Consider the following 14596-nt stretch of genomic DNA (forward strand, 5'->3'; position numbering starts at 1 on the left):
GCGACCCTTGGGGCTTCGCATTTCTAGCCGCAACCTCTTGCCGCCCGAGATTCCCGCATGACCGACTCCCAGACCGCTGCCGAACGCATCGCCCAGCTGCGCAGCGAACTCGACGACCACAACTACCGCTACTACGTGCTCGACGAGCCGAGCGTGCCGGACGCTGAGTACGACCGCCTGTTCCGCGAGCTGAAGGCGCTGGAAGCCGAACATCCCGAACTGATCACTCCCGAGTCACCGACCCAGCGCGTCGGCGGTGCGGCCGCCTCGGCGTTCGGCGAGGTGCGCCATGAAGTGCCGATGCTCAGTCTGGGCAACGCCTTCGAGGAGCAGGATCTCAACGACTTCGACCGCCGCGTGCGTGAAGGCCTGGCGGACCAGCTGCCGTCTTCCGACCTGTTCGGCGGCGGCGCCGAAGTGGAGTACAGCTGCGAGCCCAAGCTCGACGGCCTGGCGGTCAGCCTGCTGTACGAGAGCGGTGTGCTGACCCGCGGCGCCACCCGTGGCGACGGCACCACCGGCGAGGACATCAGCGTCAACGTGCGCACCATCCGCAATGTGCCGCTGCGCCTGAAGGGCGAGGGCTGGCCGGCGGTGCTGGAAGTGCGTGGCGAAGTCTTCATGTCCAAGGCAGGTTTCGACGCGCTCAACGAGCGGCAGATGGAAGCCGGCGGCAAGACCTTCGCCAACCCGCGCAACGCCGCAGCCGGCAGCCTGCGCCAGCTGGATTCGAAAATCACCGCCAGCCGCCCGCTGGAGTTCTGCTGCTACGGCTTCGGCAGGGTCGAGGGCGGTGCGCTGCCCGGTACCCAGGTCGATATCCTCGAAGCCCTCAAGGGCTGGGGCATCCCGATCAGTCGCGAGCTGAAACTGGCCAAGGGCGTCGAAGGTTGCCGCGCCTATTATGAGGATATCGGTGCCCGCCGCGACAGCCTCGCCTACGAGATCGACGGCGTGGTGTTCAAGGTCAACCGCATCGACTTCCAGCGTGAGCTGGGCTTCCGAGCCCGCGAGCCGCGCTGGGCCATTGCCCATAAGTTCCCGGCGCGCGAAGAGCTCACCGAACTGCTCGACGTGGAATTCCAGGTCGGCCGTACTGGCGCCGTGACGCCCGTGGCACGCCTGAAGCCGGTGCAGGTGGCCGGCGTGACCGTGTCCAACGCCACGCTGCACAACATGGACGAAGTCGCCCGCCTGGGCCTGATGATCGGCGACACCGTGGTCATCCGCCGTGCTGGCGATGTGATTCCGCAGGTCATGCAGGTCGTCACCGAGCGCCGTCCAGCGGATGCTCGCCCGGTGGCGATCCCCACCCAGTGCCCGGTATGCGGCTCGCAGGTCGAGCGCACCCAGCTGGTCAAGCGCAGCAAGGGCAAGGAGTCGGTCAGCGAAGGCGCCATCTATCGCTGTGTCGGCCGGCTGTTCTGCCAGGCGCAGCTCAAGCAGGCGATCATCCACTTCGTCTCGCGCCGCGCCATGGACATCGACGGCCTTGGCGACAAGATCGTCGAGCAGCTGGTGGACAAGGGCTTGGTGAAATCCCCGGCTGACCTCTACACCCTGACCTTCGAGCAGGTCATCGAGCTGGAGGGTTTCGCCGAAGTCTCCACGCGCAACCTGCTCGCATCCATCGCCGACAGCCGCAAGCCCGCACTGGCGCGCTTCGTCTTCGCCCTGGGCATTCCGGACGTGGGCGAAGAGACCGCCAAGCTGCTGGCGCGCTCCTTGGGCTCCCTGGCGCGCATCCAGAAGGCGCTGCCGGAAGTGCTGACCTACCTGCCGGATGTCGGCGGCGAGGTAGCCTACGAGATCCATAACTTCTTCGATGACGAGCACAACCGCGGCGTGATCCGGCAATTGCTGGAGCGCGGCATCGAGCTGCAGGACGAAGGCGAGGTCTCCGCCGAGTTCGCTGCCGTCGCCACGCTGGCGGGCTTCATCGACAAGCTGAACATCCCCTTCATCGCCGCCACCGGCGCCGAGAAGCTGGCCGACCGCACGGGCAGCCTCGACGCGCTCATTACCCTCAGCCAGGACTGGCTGGATCTCAGCACCCTAAAAGGGGTGAACGAGAAGGCCAAGCAGTCGGTGCGCGAGTACTTCGCCGATGCCGCCCGCGTCGAGCGCGCGAAGGCGGTCGAAGCGCAGTTGGCGGAGTTCGGCATGCACTGGCGCAGCGAGCGCAAGGTCGTCGAAGGCCTGCCTCTGGCCGGCCAGACCTGGGTGCTGACCGGCACCCTGGAGGCCATGAGCCGCGACGTCGCCAAGGAAAAGCTCGAAAGCCTGGGCGCGAAGGTGGCCGGCTCCGTCTCGGCCAAGACCCACTGCGTCGTTGCAGGGCCGGGAGCGGGTTCAAAGTTGGCCAAGGCCCAGGAACTTGGCGTCGCCGTAATGGACGAAGAGCAGCTGATCAAGCTGCTGGCCGACCACGGTCTCGGCGCCTGACACGCCTTTCTTCCGATCAAAGAATCAAGATAAACGCATCAAGGAGACAATCCATGCCCATGACCAAGGACCAACTGGTTCGCGATATCGCCGAATCCCTCGACCTGACCCAGGCTGCCGTGCGCGGCGTGTTCGAGCAGCTGGCGCAGATCGCCCAGGACGCCCTGGAAAACGACGGTGAGCTGACCCTGCCGGGTATCGGCAAGCTTAAGGTCAGCGAACGCGCTGCCCGCACCGGTCGCAATCCGCAGACTGGCAAGACCATCGAGATCGCCGCGAAGAAGGTGGTACGCCTGGTGCCCGCAAAGGCCCTGGTCGACAGCCTGAACTGATCGGCCGGCCCGCTCCGGCCTCTACATTGCGGCGCAGGGCGGGCCAACGATTGACGGAGAGCGAGATGGACAAGGCAAGAAAGCAGCGCCTGCTCGGCGTCGGGGCACTGGTAGTGCTGTTTGGGGCCTACGTGGCCTGGACCGAGCGCCCGCAGATCGTCCTGCATTACGAAGGCGTGGGCGGGCCGGCGGTGAGCTACAGCTTCAAGGAAAACGGCGAGGAAACCCTCGCGGGCGAGATCAAGCCGGGCGAGGCGCGCGCCTTCCCGCTGCGCCTGCTGCGTTCGGGCGAATACCGCGTCGCCTTCCAGTTCCACCAGGGGGCGGAGCGCTACTCCACCTTCAGTACCCGGCCGGGCTACAGCAAGATGGATCTGTTCATCGGGCCGAACCTGGAGGTCTCCACCCAGCCTCGGCCCGAAGGGCTGCTCCAGGGGCAGTAACGCCCTTTACAGGTACTCGGCCACCAGCACCACGTTGCGCTGGTCCGCGGCCACCCCACCCTTGGCGATCTCGCGGATGACGCTGTCGGTGTCTCCGGTGGCCACGATGCCTTCCACCAGCGCCTTGCCGTGCGTGTCGGTCAGCCGGTAGCTGACGCTGGGTATCGCGCCGCGCGGCTCGTTCAGCATCATTGTCATGGCCTGGTTGCACTCGCTCAGACTTACCCGCGCGCTTTTCGCAGTGACTTCGCTCAGCCCGACCTGGCAGGTCGGCTCGACCACGGCGCCACTGAAATGGATGACGCCATCGTAGGCCATGAGCGGGGCGCAGAAGAGCAGGGCAACGAGAGTGGTGGATCGCAGTGCAACGGACATGCTGACATTCCTCGCTCGGTCATGGCCCGCCTCTCAGCGACGGGTTCTTCCTATAGCATCGGCACCGTCTGAATTTTCTGAATCGGCTATAGGGCGATTCCCCTAATCAAAAGGGAGATTCGTGATGAATATCGGGAATTGCATGTGTGACGTCGCTAAGTGCTTGAAGTGCTTGTAAGTTGCGCTCAAGCCGCTACAATGGCGCGGCTCGCTGATCTGGCGAGCTTCTCGTGATGGTGGCCCTGTCGGTCCCCCCGCAACGATTACTCGCTTACCTGGTCAGGTCCGGAAGGAAGCAGCCAAGGCGGGGACATTGTGTGCCGGGGTGTGGCTGGCGGGGCCGCCTCCATTTCGGGGTCGGTAAAATCCGCCCCATCCTGTCGATGCACGCGTCGCCTCAGCGATAGTGACTCAGGATTTCCTCTATCTTTCCCGACGCCTTGATCTTCGCCAGCACCGAGAGCACTTCGTCGGCGTGGACTTCAGGTGCATCCAGCACCATGCACGACAGCGGCGTTTCCTCGATTACGCTGGCGATTCTCAGTCGCTCCGCCTCGGGCAATTCACGGTTGAACCAGTTCAGCGCGAACTCGCTGCTGATCGCGTACTGATAGCGGCCGATACGCAGCTTCTTCAGCACCAGTTCCTGGTTGCGCGCGTCGTCGCGCGTCAGCCAGTGGCTGTCCAGCAGCGGCTGCAGGCGCGGGTAGTGATAGCCCAGCACGGTGCCGACAGATTGGCTGGGCAGGGTTTCCAGCTTGTCGGCGGGGGCATCCCGGACTACCAGCAGGTCGCGTTGCACCATCAGCGGTGCAGTCCATCGGTAGTCGTTGAATTCATGCTCGGTCCAGGTGCGCGACACGTAGCAGCGTACATCGACGGAGTGGCTCAGTACGGCTTGCTCGATACGTGCGCGGGGCACGATGTGGAAGGCTGCCGGGCGGCCCAGTTCGCGTGCCGTTTCGTTGAACAGCTCAAACATGATGCCGCCGGTCAGTTCGCCATTCTCGATCTGCGCCAGCGGCATAGCCCAACTGTCGACCACCGAGAAGCGCAGGGGGCGGTCGTCAGCCTGGGCGAGGGTGGCGGTCAGCAGCAGGGTGGTGGCAAGGAAGCGCATCAAGGCTCCGTTGATGGCAGAACGACGACACAATGCCGTGTAGCCCGGCCCTTGCCAAGATGTGACAGCGACCGGTGCGGACATCGGGTGCAATTTACGGTCCGCTTCGCTAGGATTAGCGCACTTCTGCTCACCTGTCGCGATGGATTTCAATGAGTTATCAGGTTCTTGCCCGCAAATGGCGTCCGCGCTCGTTCCGCGAAATGGTCGGCCAGACCCATGTGCTCAAGGCCCTGATCAACGCGCTGGACAACCAGCGCCTGCACCACGCCTACCTGTTCACCGGTACCCGTGGCGTGGGCAAGACCACCATCGCGCGCATCCTGGCCAAATGCCTGAACTGCGAGACCGGCGTCAGCTCGACTCCCTGCGGGCAGTGCTCGGTGTGCCGCGAGATCGATGAAGGCCGCTTCGTCGACCTCATCGAAGTGGACGCCGCCAGCCGCACCAAGGTCGAAGACACCCGCGAGCTGCTCGACAACGTGCAGTATTCGCCGAGCCGTGGGCGCTACAAGGTCTACCTGATCGACGAAGTGCACATGCTCTCCAGTCACAGCTTCAACGCCCTGTTGAAGACTCTGGAGGAGCCACCGCCCCACGTGAAGTTCCTGCTGGCGACCACGGACCCGCAGAAACTGCCGGTGACCATCCTCTCGCGCTGCCTGCAGTTCTCGCTGAAGAACATGCCGCCGGAGCGCGTGGTGGAGCACCTCACCCACGTCCTGGGCGCCGAGAACGTGCCGTTCGAGGACGATGCGCTGTGGCTGCTCGGTCGCGCGGCCGATGGCTCCATGCGTGACGCCATGAGCCTCACCGACCAGGCTATCGCTTTCGGCGAAGGCAAGGTGCTGGCCGCCGATGTGCGCGCCATGCTCGGTACCTTGGATCACGGTCAGGTCTACGGTGTACTCCATGCACTGCTGGAAGGCGATGCCCGCGCTCTGCTGGAAGCCGTTCGCCACCTGGCCGAGCAAGGCCCGGACTGGGGCGGCGTGCTGGCCGAAATGCTCAACGTGCTGCACCGCGTGGCCATCGCCCAGGCGCTGCCCGAGGCCGTGGACAACGGCCAGGGCGACCGTGACCGGGTGCTGGCACTGGCCCAGGCACTGCCGGCCGAGGACGTGCAGTTCTACTACCAGATGGGTCTGATCGGCCGCCGCGACCTGCCGCTGGCGCCCGATCCCCGTGGCGGCTTCGAGATGGTGCTGCTGCGCATGCTGGCGTTCCGTCCGGCCGATGCCGACGGCGCGCCCAGGTCGCCACTAAAGGACTTGGGGATCAGCAAGGCCACGGCTGATTCCAACCCGAACCCAGTGGCCGGCGCCGCCGTTGCAGCGCCGGTTGCCTCCATTGCTCCGCCGCCTGCTGCGCCAGCGCCGGTCGCTCCTGTAACGCCGGAGGTTGCCCCGGCTGTTGCCACGCCGCAGCCTCAGGTGGCTCCGGCTCCGGCTCCGGCTCCGGCTCCGGCTCCGGTGGTGGAGGCGGCGCCTGTCGCTGCACCCGCGCCGGTTGTCGAAGCGACTCCAGCGCCGGTCGAAGTGCCACCGCAAGTCGTCGTCGCTGCAGAGCCTGTTGCTCCGGCTGTCGAGCCGCAGCCGTCGGTGGCCGAAGCGCCGGTCGATCTGCCGTGGGATGAACCCTCGGCACCGGTTGCGGCCGCTCCCGCGTCTCCAGAGCCTGTCACACCTGCACCTGCACCTGCACCTGCACCTGCACCTGCACCTGCACCTGTAGCGGCAGCGCCGGCTCCTGTGCCTGCGGCTGCCCCCGTCCCGGTGGAAGCACCCGCACCCGTCGCGGCTGAAGCTCCGGCCGACGAGGATGATCGCGACGATGAGCCGCCGCCCGTCGAGGACTACTACGAAGTCGACATGGAGTCCTACGGCTATCTCGAGAGCGAGGCGCCGCAGGAGCAGGCCGAGCCGGAACCCGAGCCCGCCGCCATGCCCGCGACCGGACTCGCCGCCGAGTGGCTGGACCTCTTCCCGCGCCTGGGCCTGGCCGGCCTGACCGCCAGCATCGGCGCCAACTGCACCCTGGTGGCCGTGGACGGCGACAACTGGCACCTGCACCTGGACCCGGGCCAGAGCGCGCTGTTCAACGCGACCCAGCAGCGCCGCCTGAACGATGCGCTGAACCAGTTCCACGGGCGTACCCTGACACTGCAGGTCACCCAGCAGAAGCCCGAGCAGGAAACTCCGGCCCAGGCCGCCGCACGCAAGCGTGCCGAGCGTCAGCGCCAGGCCGAGGCATCGATTGCGGCTGACCCCTATGTGCTACAGATGAAGCAACAGTTCGCCGCGGTGGTCCGCGACGGTACTATCGAACCCCTGGAGGCCAAGGTTTGAGCCTTAGCCGACGACTGAACGAATCGAGGAACTCGACATGATGAAAGGTGGCATGGCCGGCCTGATGAAGCAGGCCCAGCAGATGCAGGAAAAGATGCAGAAGATGCAGGAAGAGCTGGCCAACGCCGAAGTGACCGGTCAATCCGGCGCCGGCCTGGTGAGCGTGGTGATGACCGGTCGCCACGACGTCAAGCGCGTCTCCCTGGATGACAGCCTGATGCAGGAAGATAAGGAAATCCTTGAAGACCTGATCGCCGCCGCGGTGAACGACGCCGTGCGCAAGATCGAGCAGAACAACCAGGACAAGATGTCCGGCATGACCGCCGGCATGCAATTGCCGCCCGGCTTCAAGATGCCTTTCTGATCCAGGCTCTTCCCCTGTAGGGGCGAGCTTGCTCGCGAACGCTCTACCGGCCCTTCACGGCCGGCAGGGTTCGCGAGCAAGCTCGCTCCTACAGTCGTTCTACACACCGAAAAGTATCCTGAGACCGCCCCATGAGCTTCACGCCGCTGATCCGCCAACTGATCGATGCCCTGCGCACCCTGCCCGGAGTGGGGCAGAAAAGTGCCCAGCGCATGGCACTGCAGCTGCTGGAGCGTGACCGCACCGGCGGCCTGCGCCTGGCCCAGGCCCTGACCCAGGCAATGGAGGGCGTCGGCCACTGCAAGCAATGCCGCACCCTGTCCGAGGACGAGTTCTGCCCGCAGTGCACGGACCCACGCCGTGACGACAGCCTGTTGTGCGTGGTGGAAGGTCCGTTGGACGTGTTCGCTGTCGAACAGACCGGATACCGTGGCCGCTATTTCGTACTCAAGGGGCACTTGTCGCCGCTGGATGGCCTCGGCCCGGAAGCCATCGGCATTCCCGAACTGCAAGCGCGGATCAAGGCCGGCAGCTTCAGCGAGATCATCCTCGCCACCAACCCCACGGTGGAAGGCGAGGCGACCGCCCACTACATCGCCCAACTGCTCGGCGGCGGTGACCTGGTGCTTTCGCGCATCGCTCACGGCGTACCGCTGGGTGGCGAGCTGGAGCTGGTCGATGGCGGCACCCTGGCTCATGCCCTGGCAGGGCGCCGGCCGATCAGCAGCTAACCGCCGGCAAGGCGCAACAGCTCGCGATCATCCATTCGATAGGCAATCCACTGGCTTTCTCGCCGGCCGCCCAGGTGCGAGTAAAAGCGTTCGGCGGCGTGATTGCCGGCCAGCACATCCCAGAGCAGGCGGCCCGCACCTTGTTCCAGCGCCCATTGGGCAACGCGCCGCATCAATTGCCCGCCTGCGCCGCAGCCGCGCTGTCCCTGGACGACATACAGCTCCTTGAGTCGAACGCTCGGGCGTAGATCGAAGGTGAAGGCAAGGCTCTGCACGACGGCGTAGCCGCAGATCGTGTCGGTCTCGGCGATGAACACCTGGCACTGCGCCGCCGGTCCGAAGGCGCGTGTGAGCAGGGCGTCGGCGTCCACCGCGAAGTCGTCAAGATAGCCTTCGTACTCCGCCAGCGCGCGCATCAGCTCGAGCACGGCTGGAAAATCGTTCGGCCGTGCCTCGCGAATGCTCAGCAGGCGCACGAGATGCTTTCTGTCTGGCTGCGTTGCCCGTGGCCATCGGCACTGACCAGCGCCAAGCCTTCGTCCAGCCAGCCGGTTACTCCGCCGATCATCTCCTTCACTGGCAAGCCCAGCGCGGCGAGCTTCGCGGCGGCGCGGTGCACGCCGTTGCAGTGCGGCCCGGCGCAATAGACGACGAACAGGGTGCCCGGTGCGAACTGTGCCATGCGTCGCGCATCGATCTCGCGGGTCGGCAGGTTCAGCGCTCCGGGCACGTGCCCGCGGGCGAACGCGGCGGTATTGCGTACATCGAGCAGGACGAAATCCTGCTCGCCGTTCTGCAGGGCGTGATTGACGTCCGAGCAGTCGGTCTCGAAGGCCAGGCGGTGGCTGAAGTGGGCAAGGGCGTCGGCGGGCAAGGCGGCGGGGAACTGGCTGACGAGGCTGGGCATGGCAAGGCTCCTGTGGATAGTGGGAGCACTGTATGCGGCCCTTCGGATCAGCTACAGTGGCGGACTGGACAGTGATCGGAAGTTTTCCGCCAAATGCTGCGCAATCCCCTGGAAGTCGCTGTGCTCGCCTACGACGGCCTGTGTACCTTCGAATTCGGCATCGCCGTGGAGATCTTTGGCCTGCCGCGTCCCGAGTTCGACTTTCCCTGGTACAGCCACCGGGTCGTAGCCGTCGACGAAGGGCCAATGCGGGCATTGGGTGGAATCCGCGTGCTAGCCGACGGTGGGCTGGAGTCGCTCGACACGGCGGGGACCGTCATCGTGCCGGGCTGGCGTGATCGTGCCGAGGCGCCGTCCGCCAAGTTGGTGCGGGCGCTGCGCAAGGCTCATGACGAAGGTGCGCGGCTGCTGTCGATCTGCTCCGGAGTCTTCGTCCTGGCCGCCACCGGGTTGCTGGACGGCCAGCGCGCCACCACGCACTGGCGCTACGCCGAGGAGTTGGCGGCGCGCTTCCCTGCCATCGAGGTCGATGCCCAGGTGCTCTATGTGGATGCCGGTCAGCTGATCACCTCAGCCGGCAGCGCGGCGGGCATCGATGCCTGCCTGCACCTGGTGGCGCGGGACTTCGGTGCGCAGGTTGCCAATACCGTCGCGCGGCGCCTGGTGATGTCGCCGCAGCGCGGCGGCGGTCAGGCGCAGTTCATCCCCGCGCCGGTAGCGCAGGCGCCCCGGCATGACCTCGCCGGGCTGCTGGACTGGGCCCGGCAGCGGCTGGACCGGTCGATCAGCGTCGGCGAACTGGCGAGCCGTGTGGCCATGAGTGAGCGCACCTTTCTGCGCCGTTTCAGCGAAGCCACGGGGATGACGCCCAAGGCCTGGCTGCAGCACGAGCGCATGCTGCGCGCCCGTGAATTGCTCGAAAGCAGCGCCGACAGCGTCGAGCGGATAGCCGAGCAATGCGGCTTCGGCACCGTGGAAAGCTTCCGCAATGCCTTCCGTGGTGCGGCGGGCGTAGCGCCATCGGCTTACCGCGAGCGATTCGGGACGGCGCATCTGTCCTAGCCGATGGCGGGTGTCTCGCCTTGAAAACCAAGCAAGCGCTCGGTAAGTTTCAGTCAAACCGTCTGGAGCCTTGCCATGTCCGTGTTCGCCGAATACTTCGATGACAGCCACCGCCTGGTCCGTGACAGCGTTCGGCGCTTCGTCGAGCGTGAAATCCTGCCCCACGTCGCCGACTGGGAGGAGGCCGAGGAGTTTCCCCGCGAGCTATACCGCAAGGCGGGCGAGGCCGGCATCCTTGGCATTGGCTATCCCGAGGCGCTCGGCGGTAGCCATGAAGGCGACCTGTTTGCCAAGGTGGCGGCCAGCGAGGAGCTGATGCGCTGTGGTTCCGGGGGGCTGGTGGCGGGGCTGGGCTCGCTGGATATCGGCCTGCCGCCGCTGATCAAGTGGGGCCGCCCGGATCTGCGCGAGCGCATCGCGCCGCAGGTGCTGGCCGGCGAGAAGATCATGGCGCTGGCGGTCACCGAGCCGTCCGGCGGCTCCGATGTCGCCAGCCTGAAGACCCGCGCCGTGCGTGACGGTGATCACTACCGCGTCAGCGGCAGCAAGACCTTCATCACCAGCGGCGTGCGCGCCGATTACTACACCGTGGCCGTACGCACTGGCGGCGATGGCTTCGGCGGCGTCAGTCTGCTGCTGGTGGAGAAGGGTACGCCGGGCTTCACCGTCAGCCGCAGGCTGAAGAAGATGGGCTGGTGGGCGTCGGACACCGCCGAGTTGTTCTTCGACGACTGCAAGGTGCCGGTGGAGAATCTCATCGGTGCGGAGAACATGGGCTTCGCCTGCATCATGGCGAACTTCCAGAGCGAGCGCCTGGCGTTGGCGATCATGGCCAACATGACCGCGCAGCTGGCGCTGAACGAGGCGCTGGCCTGGAGCCGCGAGCGCGAGGCGTTCGGCAAGCCGGTCGGCAAGTTCCAGGTGCTCAAGCACCGGCTGGCGGAGATGGCCACGCAAGTCGAAGTGTCCCGCGAGTTCACCTACCGCCAGGCAGCGAAGATGGCCGTGGGCAAGAGCGTGATCAAGGAAATCTCCATGGCCAAGAATTTTGCCACCGACGTGGCTGACCGGGTGACCTACGACGCGGTACAGGTGCTGGGCGGCATGGGCTACATGCGCGAGAGCCTGGTGGAGCGGCTCTACCGCGACAACCGCATCCTCTCCATCGGCGGCGGCACGCGGGAGATCATGAACGAGATCATCGCCAAGCAGATGGGGCTCTGAGTCTCTTCGGACTCAGGTGAAATCCATGCCGAAGTGCGTCTTGCTGCAGTGCAGGCAGCGGAAGTGGTAGATCGCCGGGTTGCCCGCCGGCTGGTAGTGCTCGACGACCTGTAGCCAGGCCTTCTCCGGCCAGCCCAGGTGGGGGAATTGCCTGGCCAGCCCTGCGGCGCCGAGGGCGATGATGTCTTCGCGCTTTGCATCGCCATGAAAGGCGCAGGCGTCACCGCAGCAGCTGAGCCAGTGCTCCTGCTGCCAGGATGCGAACCCGGGAGTGCGCTCGCAGACTTCGCGCACCACGGCATCGGGCACGCCGGTATCGAGTAACGGATAGTCATCGACGAAGCTCGCCTCGAAGCGTTCGGCCGCACTGCCGTCCGCGATGCACCAGGGGCACAGGCAGTTTTCCGGCAGGTCGTGGCGGGTATAGACGGAGGCGGAGTAGATGAAGCCGCGTGCCTGCCCGCAGCGCAGGCAGGTCGCATCAGATGCGACCACGCTGCCGGTGGCCAGTGGGGCGGGATGATAGCGGAAGGCTGGGAGCGTCTGGCTCATGGTCGTCGTCCTTGGGCGTATGTCCTGGTACAGGGCCAGTATACGCAGCGCCATGAGTGCTGGAAAAAACGGCGCCCATCCGGGGGTAAGGGGGATGGACGCCGGCCCGACAGGGAAAAAGGGACGCTTGGGAGTGAAGCGTTACTTGGCCTCGTAGCCCTCGGCGGGGGACTTGCGCTTGGGCTTGGGTGCGAAGCGCTTGGCCAGCTTCATGCTGCCGGTGACCACTTTCTGGTACCAGACCGGCAGCAGGCGCAGCATCACGTCGATGGCGTGGGCATCCGGGCCGATCAAGATGCGCCGCGAATCGCGCTCCACGCCGCGAATGATCACCAGCGCGGCCTTCTGCGGAGTGGTGCGCAGCAACTGGTCGTTGAACTGGGTGCGCGCTGCTTCCGCGTTCTGCCCGGTGACCTTGACCATGCTGTCGTTCATGCGCGCGGTCTTGGCGATGTTGGTCTTGATCCCGCCGGGGTGCACGCAGCTGGCGGAGACACCGCCACGCTCCATGTCCAGTTCCTGGCGCAGTGACTCGGTGAAGCCGCGAACAGCGAACTTGGTGGCGTTGTAGGCGCTCATGCCCGGCTGTGAGAACAGGCCGAACACGCTGGAGACGTTGACGATGTGGCCGTCACCGGAAGCCTTCAGGTGCGGCAGGAAGGCCTTGGTGCCGTAGACCACGCCCCAGAAGTTGATGTTGGTGATCCACTCGTACTCTTCGTAGTCGCTGGCTTCCACGGTACCGGCATGGGCGACGCCGGCGTTGTTGAACACCAGGTTGACCTTGCCGTGCTCGCGGGCGGCCTTGTCGGCCCAGGCGTGCACCTGGTCGCGGTCGGCGACGTTCACCGTGTCGATGGACACGCGCACGCCGGTTGAAGAGAGCAGTTGGCGGGTTTCCTCCAGGCCTGCGGCATTCACGTCCGCCAGGGCCAGGTGGCAACCACGGGCGGCCAGTTCCACGGCCAGGGCACGGCCGATGCCGGAACCTGCGCCGGTGATGGCGGCGACCTTGTTCTCGAAGTTCTTCATGCCGGCACCTCTTCTGCGTGGCGTTGCGGTTGTACGACAGGGTTAGACAGCGGCTTGGCCTTCAGATGATAGGCGCCGGGGTCGAACTGGCTGGTCAGCGCGCGGAAGCGCCAGGTGAAGCCCGGCCACAGCGTGCAGTTGCGCCCGCTCACCGGGTGCAGGTACCAGCTCTTGCAGCCACCGGTGTTCCACACGCTGTGGTTGAGGCCGCGCTGCAGCTTCTCGTTCCAGCGTTCCTGTACCTCTTCCTTGACTTCGACGCTCTGTAGCTCGCGGCGATCCATCAGTTTGATGGCGCCCAGCACGTAGGCGATCTGCGACTCGATCATGTAGACCATCGAGTTGTGGCCCAGGCCGGTGTTCGGGCCCATGAGGAAGAACAGGTTGGGGAAGCCGCAGGTCATGGTGCCCTTGTAGGCTTCCGGGCCGTTTTTCCAGGTATCCAGCAGGTCCACGCCGTCCCGGCCGAACACCACCCCGCGCGGGATCGGATCGTTGGCGGTGAAGCCGGTGCCGAAGATGATGGCGTCCACCTGACGCTCGCGGCCGTCGCTGGTGATGATGCTGCCGGCCTTGATCTCGCGGATGCCGTCGACGATCACCGAGGAGTTCGACGCAGCCAGCGCCGGGTAGTAGTTGTGCGACATGAGCACGCGCTTGCAGCCGATGGTGTAGTCCGGGGTCAGCTTGCGGCGCAGGTCCGGGTCCTTGACCTGCTGGCGGATGAAGCGCTCGGCCAGCTTGCCCACCAGCTTCATCGTCCAGGGCGCGAAGGAGAAGCCCAGTACGCGGCCTTCGAGCATGCTGTAGAGGGCGCCGCGCCAGAGTTTCTGCACGGCCGGGAAGTGGCGGAAGCGCGCGCGCTCCTTCTCGCTGATGGCGCGGTCGGGCTTGGGCAGGATCCATGGCGCGGTGCGCTGGTAGAGATCGAGCTTGGCCACCAGCGGCTGGATTTCCGGGACGAACTGGATGGCCGAGGCGCCGGTGCCAATCACCGCGACGCGCTTGCCCTTGAGGTCGTAGTCATGGTCCCACTGCTGGGAGTGGAATGCCTTGCCCCGGAAGTTCTCCAGGCCCTTGAGCGCGGGTATCGAGGGAATCGACAGGGCGCCCATGCCGGAGACCACGGCCTTGGCGGTGTAGTGGTTGCCGGCGGCGTCGAACAGGTGCCAGAGCTGCTGTTCCTCGTTCCACTCAAAGCGCGCCATCTCGGTGTTGAGCAGCGTCTTGTCTTCCAGGCGGTACTTCGCCCAGCACTTCTCCAGGTACGCGCGGATTTCCGGCTGGCGGGCGAACATGCGCGTCCAGTCCGGGTTCGGCTCGAAGGAGAAGGAGTAGACGTGGGATTGCACGTCGCAGGCGCAGCCCGGGTAGTTGTTGACCCGCCAGGTGCCACCGACGCCGGCATCCTTTTCGAACAGCAGGAAGTCATTCTCGCCTTCCTGCTTCAGGCGTATTGCCATGCCCAGCCCGGAAAACCCGGTGCCGATGATGGCGACCTTGCAGTGTCTGGGGGCAGTCTTTGGTTGGGTACTCACAACCGTACTCATGGCCACGCTCCTGTTATGATTATTGCTGGCGTATACAACTGTCTACGTGATGAAATGTAGACATTTGTATACTTCAGGAACAACCAACCTTAGATGGGGTCGGGCGCCAGA

Annotated in this window: 14 protein-coding genes, 1 other RNA gene and 1 pseudogene; 9 read left to right on the forward strand and 7 right to left on the reverse strand. The window is 65.5% G+C overall.

Annotation, left to right across the window (positions count from 1 at the left end; genetic code table 11):
- Positions 1-57: 57 nt before the first annotated feature.
- The 3 genes from ligA (at position 58) to ACIPK7_RS17375 (ending at position 3220) form a co-directional block, all read left to right on the forward strand.
- Entirely contained in the window at positions 58-2445 is a 2388-nt protein-coding gene (gene ligA / locus ACIPK7_RS17365) for an NAD-dependent DNA ligase LigA (RefSeq protein WP_401089141.1), read from the forward strand.
- Positions 2446-2474: 29 nt separating this feature from the next.
- The gene (locus tag ACIPK7_RS17370; protein ID WP_318652887.1) at positions 2475-2777 is read left to right on the forward strand and encodes an HU family DNA-binding protein; all 303 of its coding nucleotides are present in this window, start codon (positions 2475-2477) and stop codon (positions 2775-2777) included.
- Positions 2778-2842: 65 nt separating this feature from the next.
- On the forward strand, positions 2843-3220 hold the full coding sequence (locus ACIPK7_RS17375; protein WP_081518571.1) for a hypothetical protein: 378 nt from the start codon (positions 2843-2845) through the stop codon (positions 3218-3220).
- 6 nt (positions 3221-3226) lie between these two features.
- On the opposite strand, the gene ACIPK7_RS17380 is transcribed toward ACIPK7_RS17375, so the two are convergent.
- Positions 3227-3595 carry a hypothetical protein gene (locus tag ACIPK7_RS17380; RefSeq protein WP_401089143.1) on the reverse strand — a complete coding sequence of 123 codons (369 nt, stop codon included), beginning with the start codon at positions 3593-3595 and terminating at the stop codon, positions 3227-3229.
- A gap of 243 nt (positions 3596-3838) precedes the next feature.
- On the opposite strand from ACIPK7_RS17380, the gene ffs reads away from it, so the two are divergent.
- Positions 3839-3935: signal recognition particle sRNA small type (ffs, locus tag ACIPK7_RS17385), an RNA gene on the forward strand.
- Positions 3936-3992: 57 nt separating this feature from the next.
- Here ffs and ACIPK7_RS17390 read toward each other — a convergent pair.
- Complete coding sequence (locus tag ACIPK7_RS17390; RefSeq protein WP_192432917.1) at positions 3993-4715, reverse strand: ABC transporter substrate-binding protein; 723 nt, start codon at positions 4713-4715, stop codon at positions 3993-3995.
- A 152-nt stretch (positions 4716-4867) separates the two neighbouring features.
- Here ACIPK7_RS17390 and dnaX point away from each other — a divergent pair, with 152 nt between their 5' ends.
- The 3 genes from dnaX to recR all read left to right on the forward strand — a co-directional run bounded on the left by dnaX (position 4868) and on the right by recR (position 8158).
- Positions 4868-7063 (forward strand): DNA polymerase III subunit gamma/tau, encoded by a 2196-nt coding sequence (gene dnaX / locus ACIPK7_RS17395; protein ID WP_401089145.1) that lies wholly within the window; start codon positions 4868-4870, stop codon positions 7061-7063.
- A gap of 37 nt (positions 7064-7100) precedes the next feature.
- A complete protein-coding gene (locus tag ACIPK7_RS17400; RefSeq protein ID WP_045209089.1) occupies positions 7101-7427 on the forward strand; it encodes a YbaB/EbfC family nucleoid-associated protein in 327 nt (108 codons plus the stop codon).
- 131 nt (positions 7428-7558) lie between these two features.
- Positions 7559-8158, forward strand: a complete 600-nt coding sequence (gene recR, locus ACIPK7_RS17405) for a recombination mediator RecR (protein WP_192432919.1) — start codon at positions 7559-7561, stop codon at positions 8156-8158.
- Here recR and ACIPK7_RS17410 read toward each other — a convergent pair.
- Positions 8155-8634: a GNAT family N-acetyltransferase gene (locus tag ACIPK7_RS17410; RefSeq protein ID WP_401089148.1), complete on the reverse strand. Its 480-nt coding sequence runs from the start codon at positions 8632-8634 to the stop codon at positions 8155-8157. The two genes, recR and ACIPK7_RS17410, sit on opposite strands and share 4 nt — an antisense overlap.
- Complete coding sequence (locus tag ACIPK7_RS17415; RefSeq protein WP_192432921.1) at positions 8622-9065, reverse strand: rhodanese-like domain-containing protein; 444 nt, start codon at positions 9063-9065, stop codon at positions 8622-8624. Before ACIPK7_RS17415 ends, ACIPK7_RS17410 begins: the two co-directional genes overlap by 13 nt.
- Positions 9066-9158: 93 nt before the next feature.
- Between ACIPK7_RS17415 and ftrA the strand changes: the two genes are divergently transcribed.
- Both ftrA and ACIPK7_RS17425 read left to right on the forward strand, forming a co-directional pair.
- Entirely contained in the window at positions 9159-10127 is a 969-nt protein-coding gene (ftrA, locus tag ACIPK7_RS17420; RefSeq protein ID WP_401089150.1) for a transcriptional regulator FtrA, read from the forward strand.
- 75 nt (positions 10128-10202) lie between these two features.
- Positions 10203-11351 (forward strand): acyl-CoA dehydrogenase family protein, encoded by a 1149-nt coding sequence (locus ACIPK7_RS17425; protein ID WP_401089151.1) that lies wholly within the window; start codon positions 10203-10205, stop codon positions 11349-11351.
- 12 nt (positions 11352-11363) lie between these two features.
- Here ACIPK7_RS17425 and ACIPK7_RS17430 read toward each other — a convergent pair whose 3' ends face one another.
- The 3 genes and pseudogenes from ACIPK7_RS17430 to ACIPK7_RS17440 all read right to left on the reverse strand — a co-directional run bounded on the left by ACIPK7_RS17430 (position 11364) and on the right by ACIPK7_RS17440 (position 14523).
- Positions 11364-11903, reverse strand: coding sequence for a CbrC family protein (locus ACIPK7_RS17430; protein WP_401089153.1), 540 nt, complete (start codon positions 11901-11903; stop codon positions 11364-11366).
- A 141-nt stretch (positions 11904-12044) separates the two neighbouring features.
- A complete protein-coding gene (locus ACIPK7_RS17435; RefSeq protein ID WP_192432925.1) occupies positions 12045-12935 on the reverse strand; it encodes an SDR family oxidoreductase in 891 nt (296 codons plus the stop codon).
- Positions 12932-14523 (reverse strand): annotated as a pseudogene (locus tag ACIPK7_RS17440) (flavin-containing monooxygenase). The gene ACIPK7_RS17435 and the pseudogene ACIPK7_RS17440 overlap by 4 nt, the downstream one beginning before the upstream one ends.
- Between the last annotated feature and the right edge of the window lie 73 nt (positions 14524-14596).

Origin of the sequence: Pseudomonas sp. NPDC086581 (assembly GCF_044746165.1) — a bacterium.
Classification (GTDB): domain Bacteria; phylum Pseudomonadota; class Gammaproteobacteria; order Pseudomonadales; family Pseudomonadaceae; genus Pseudomonas.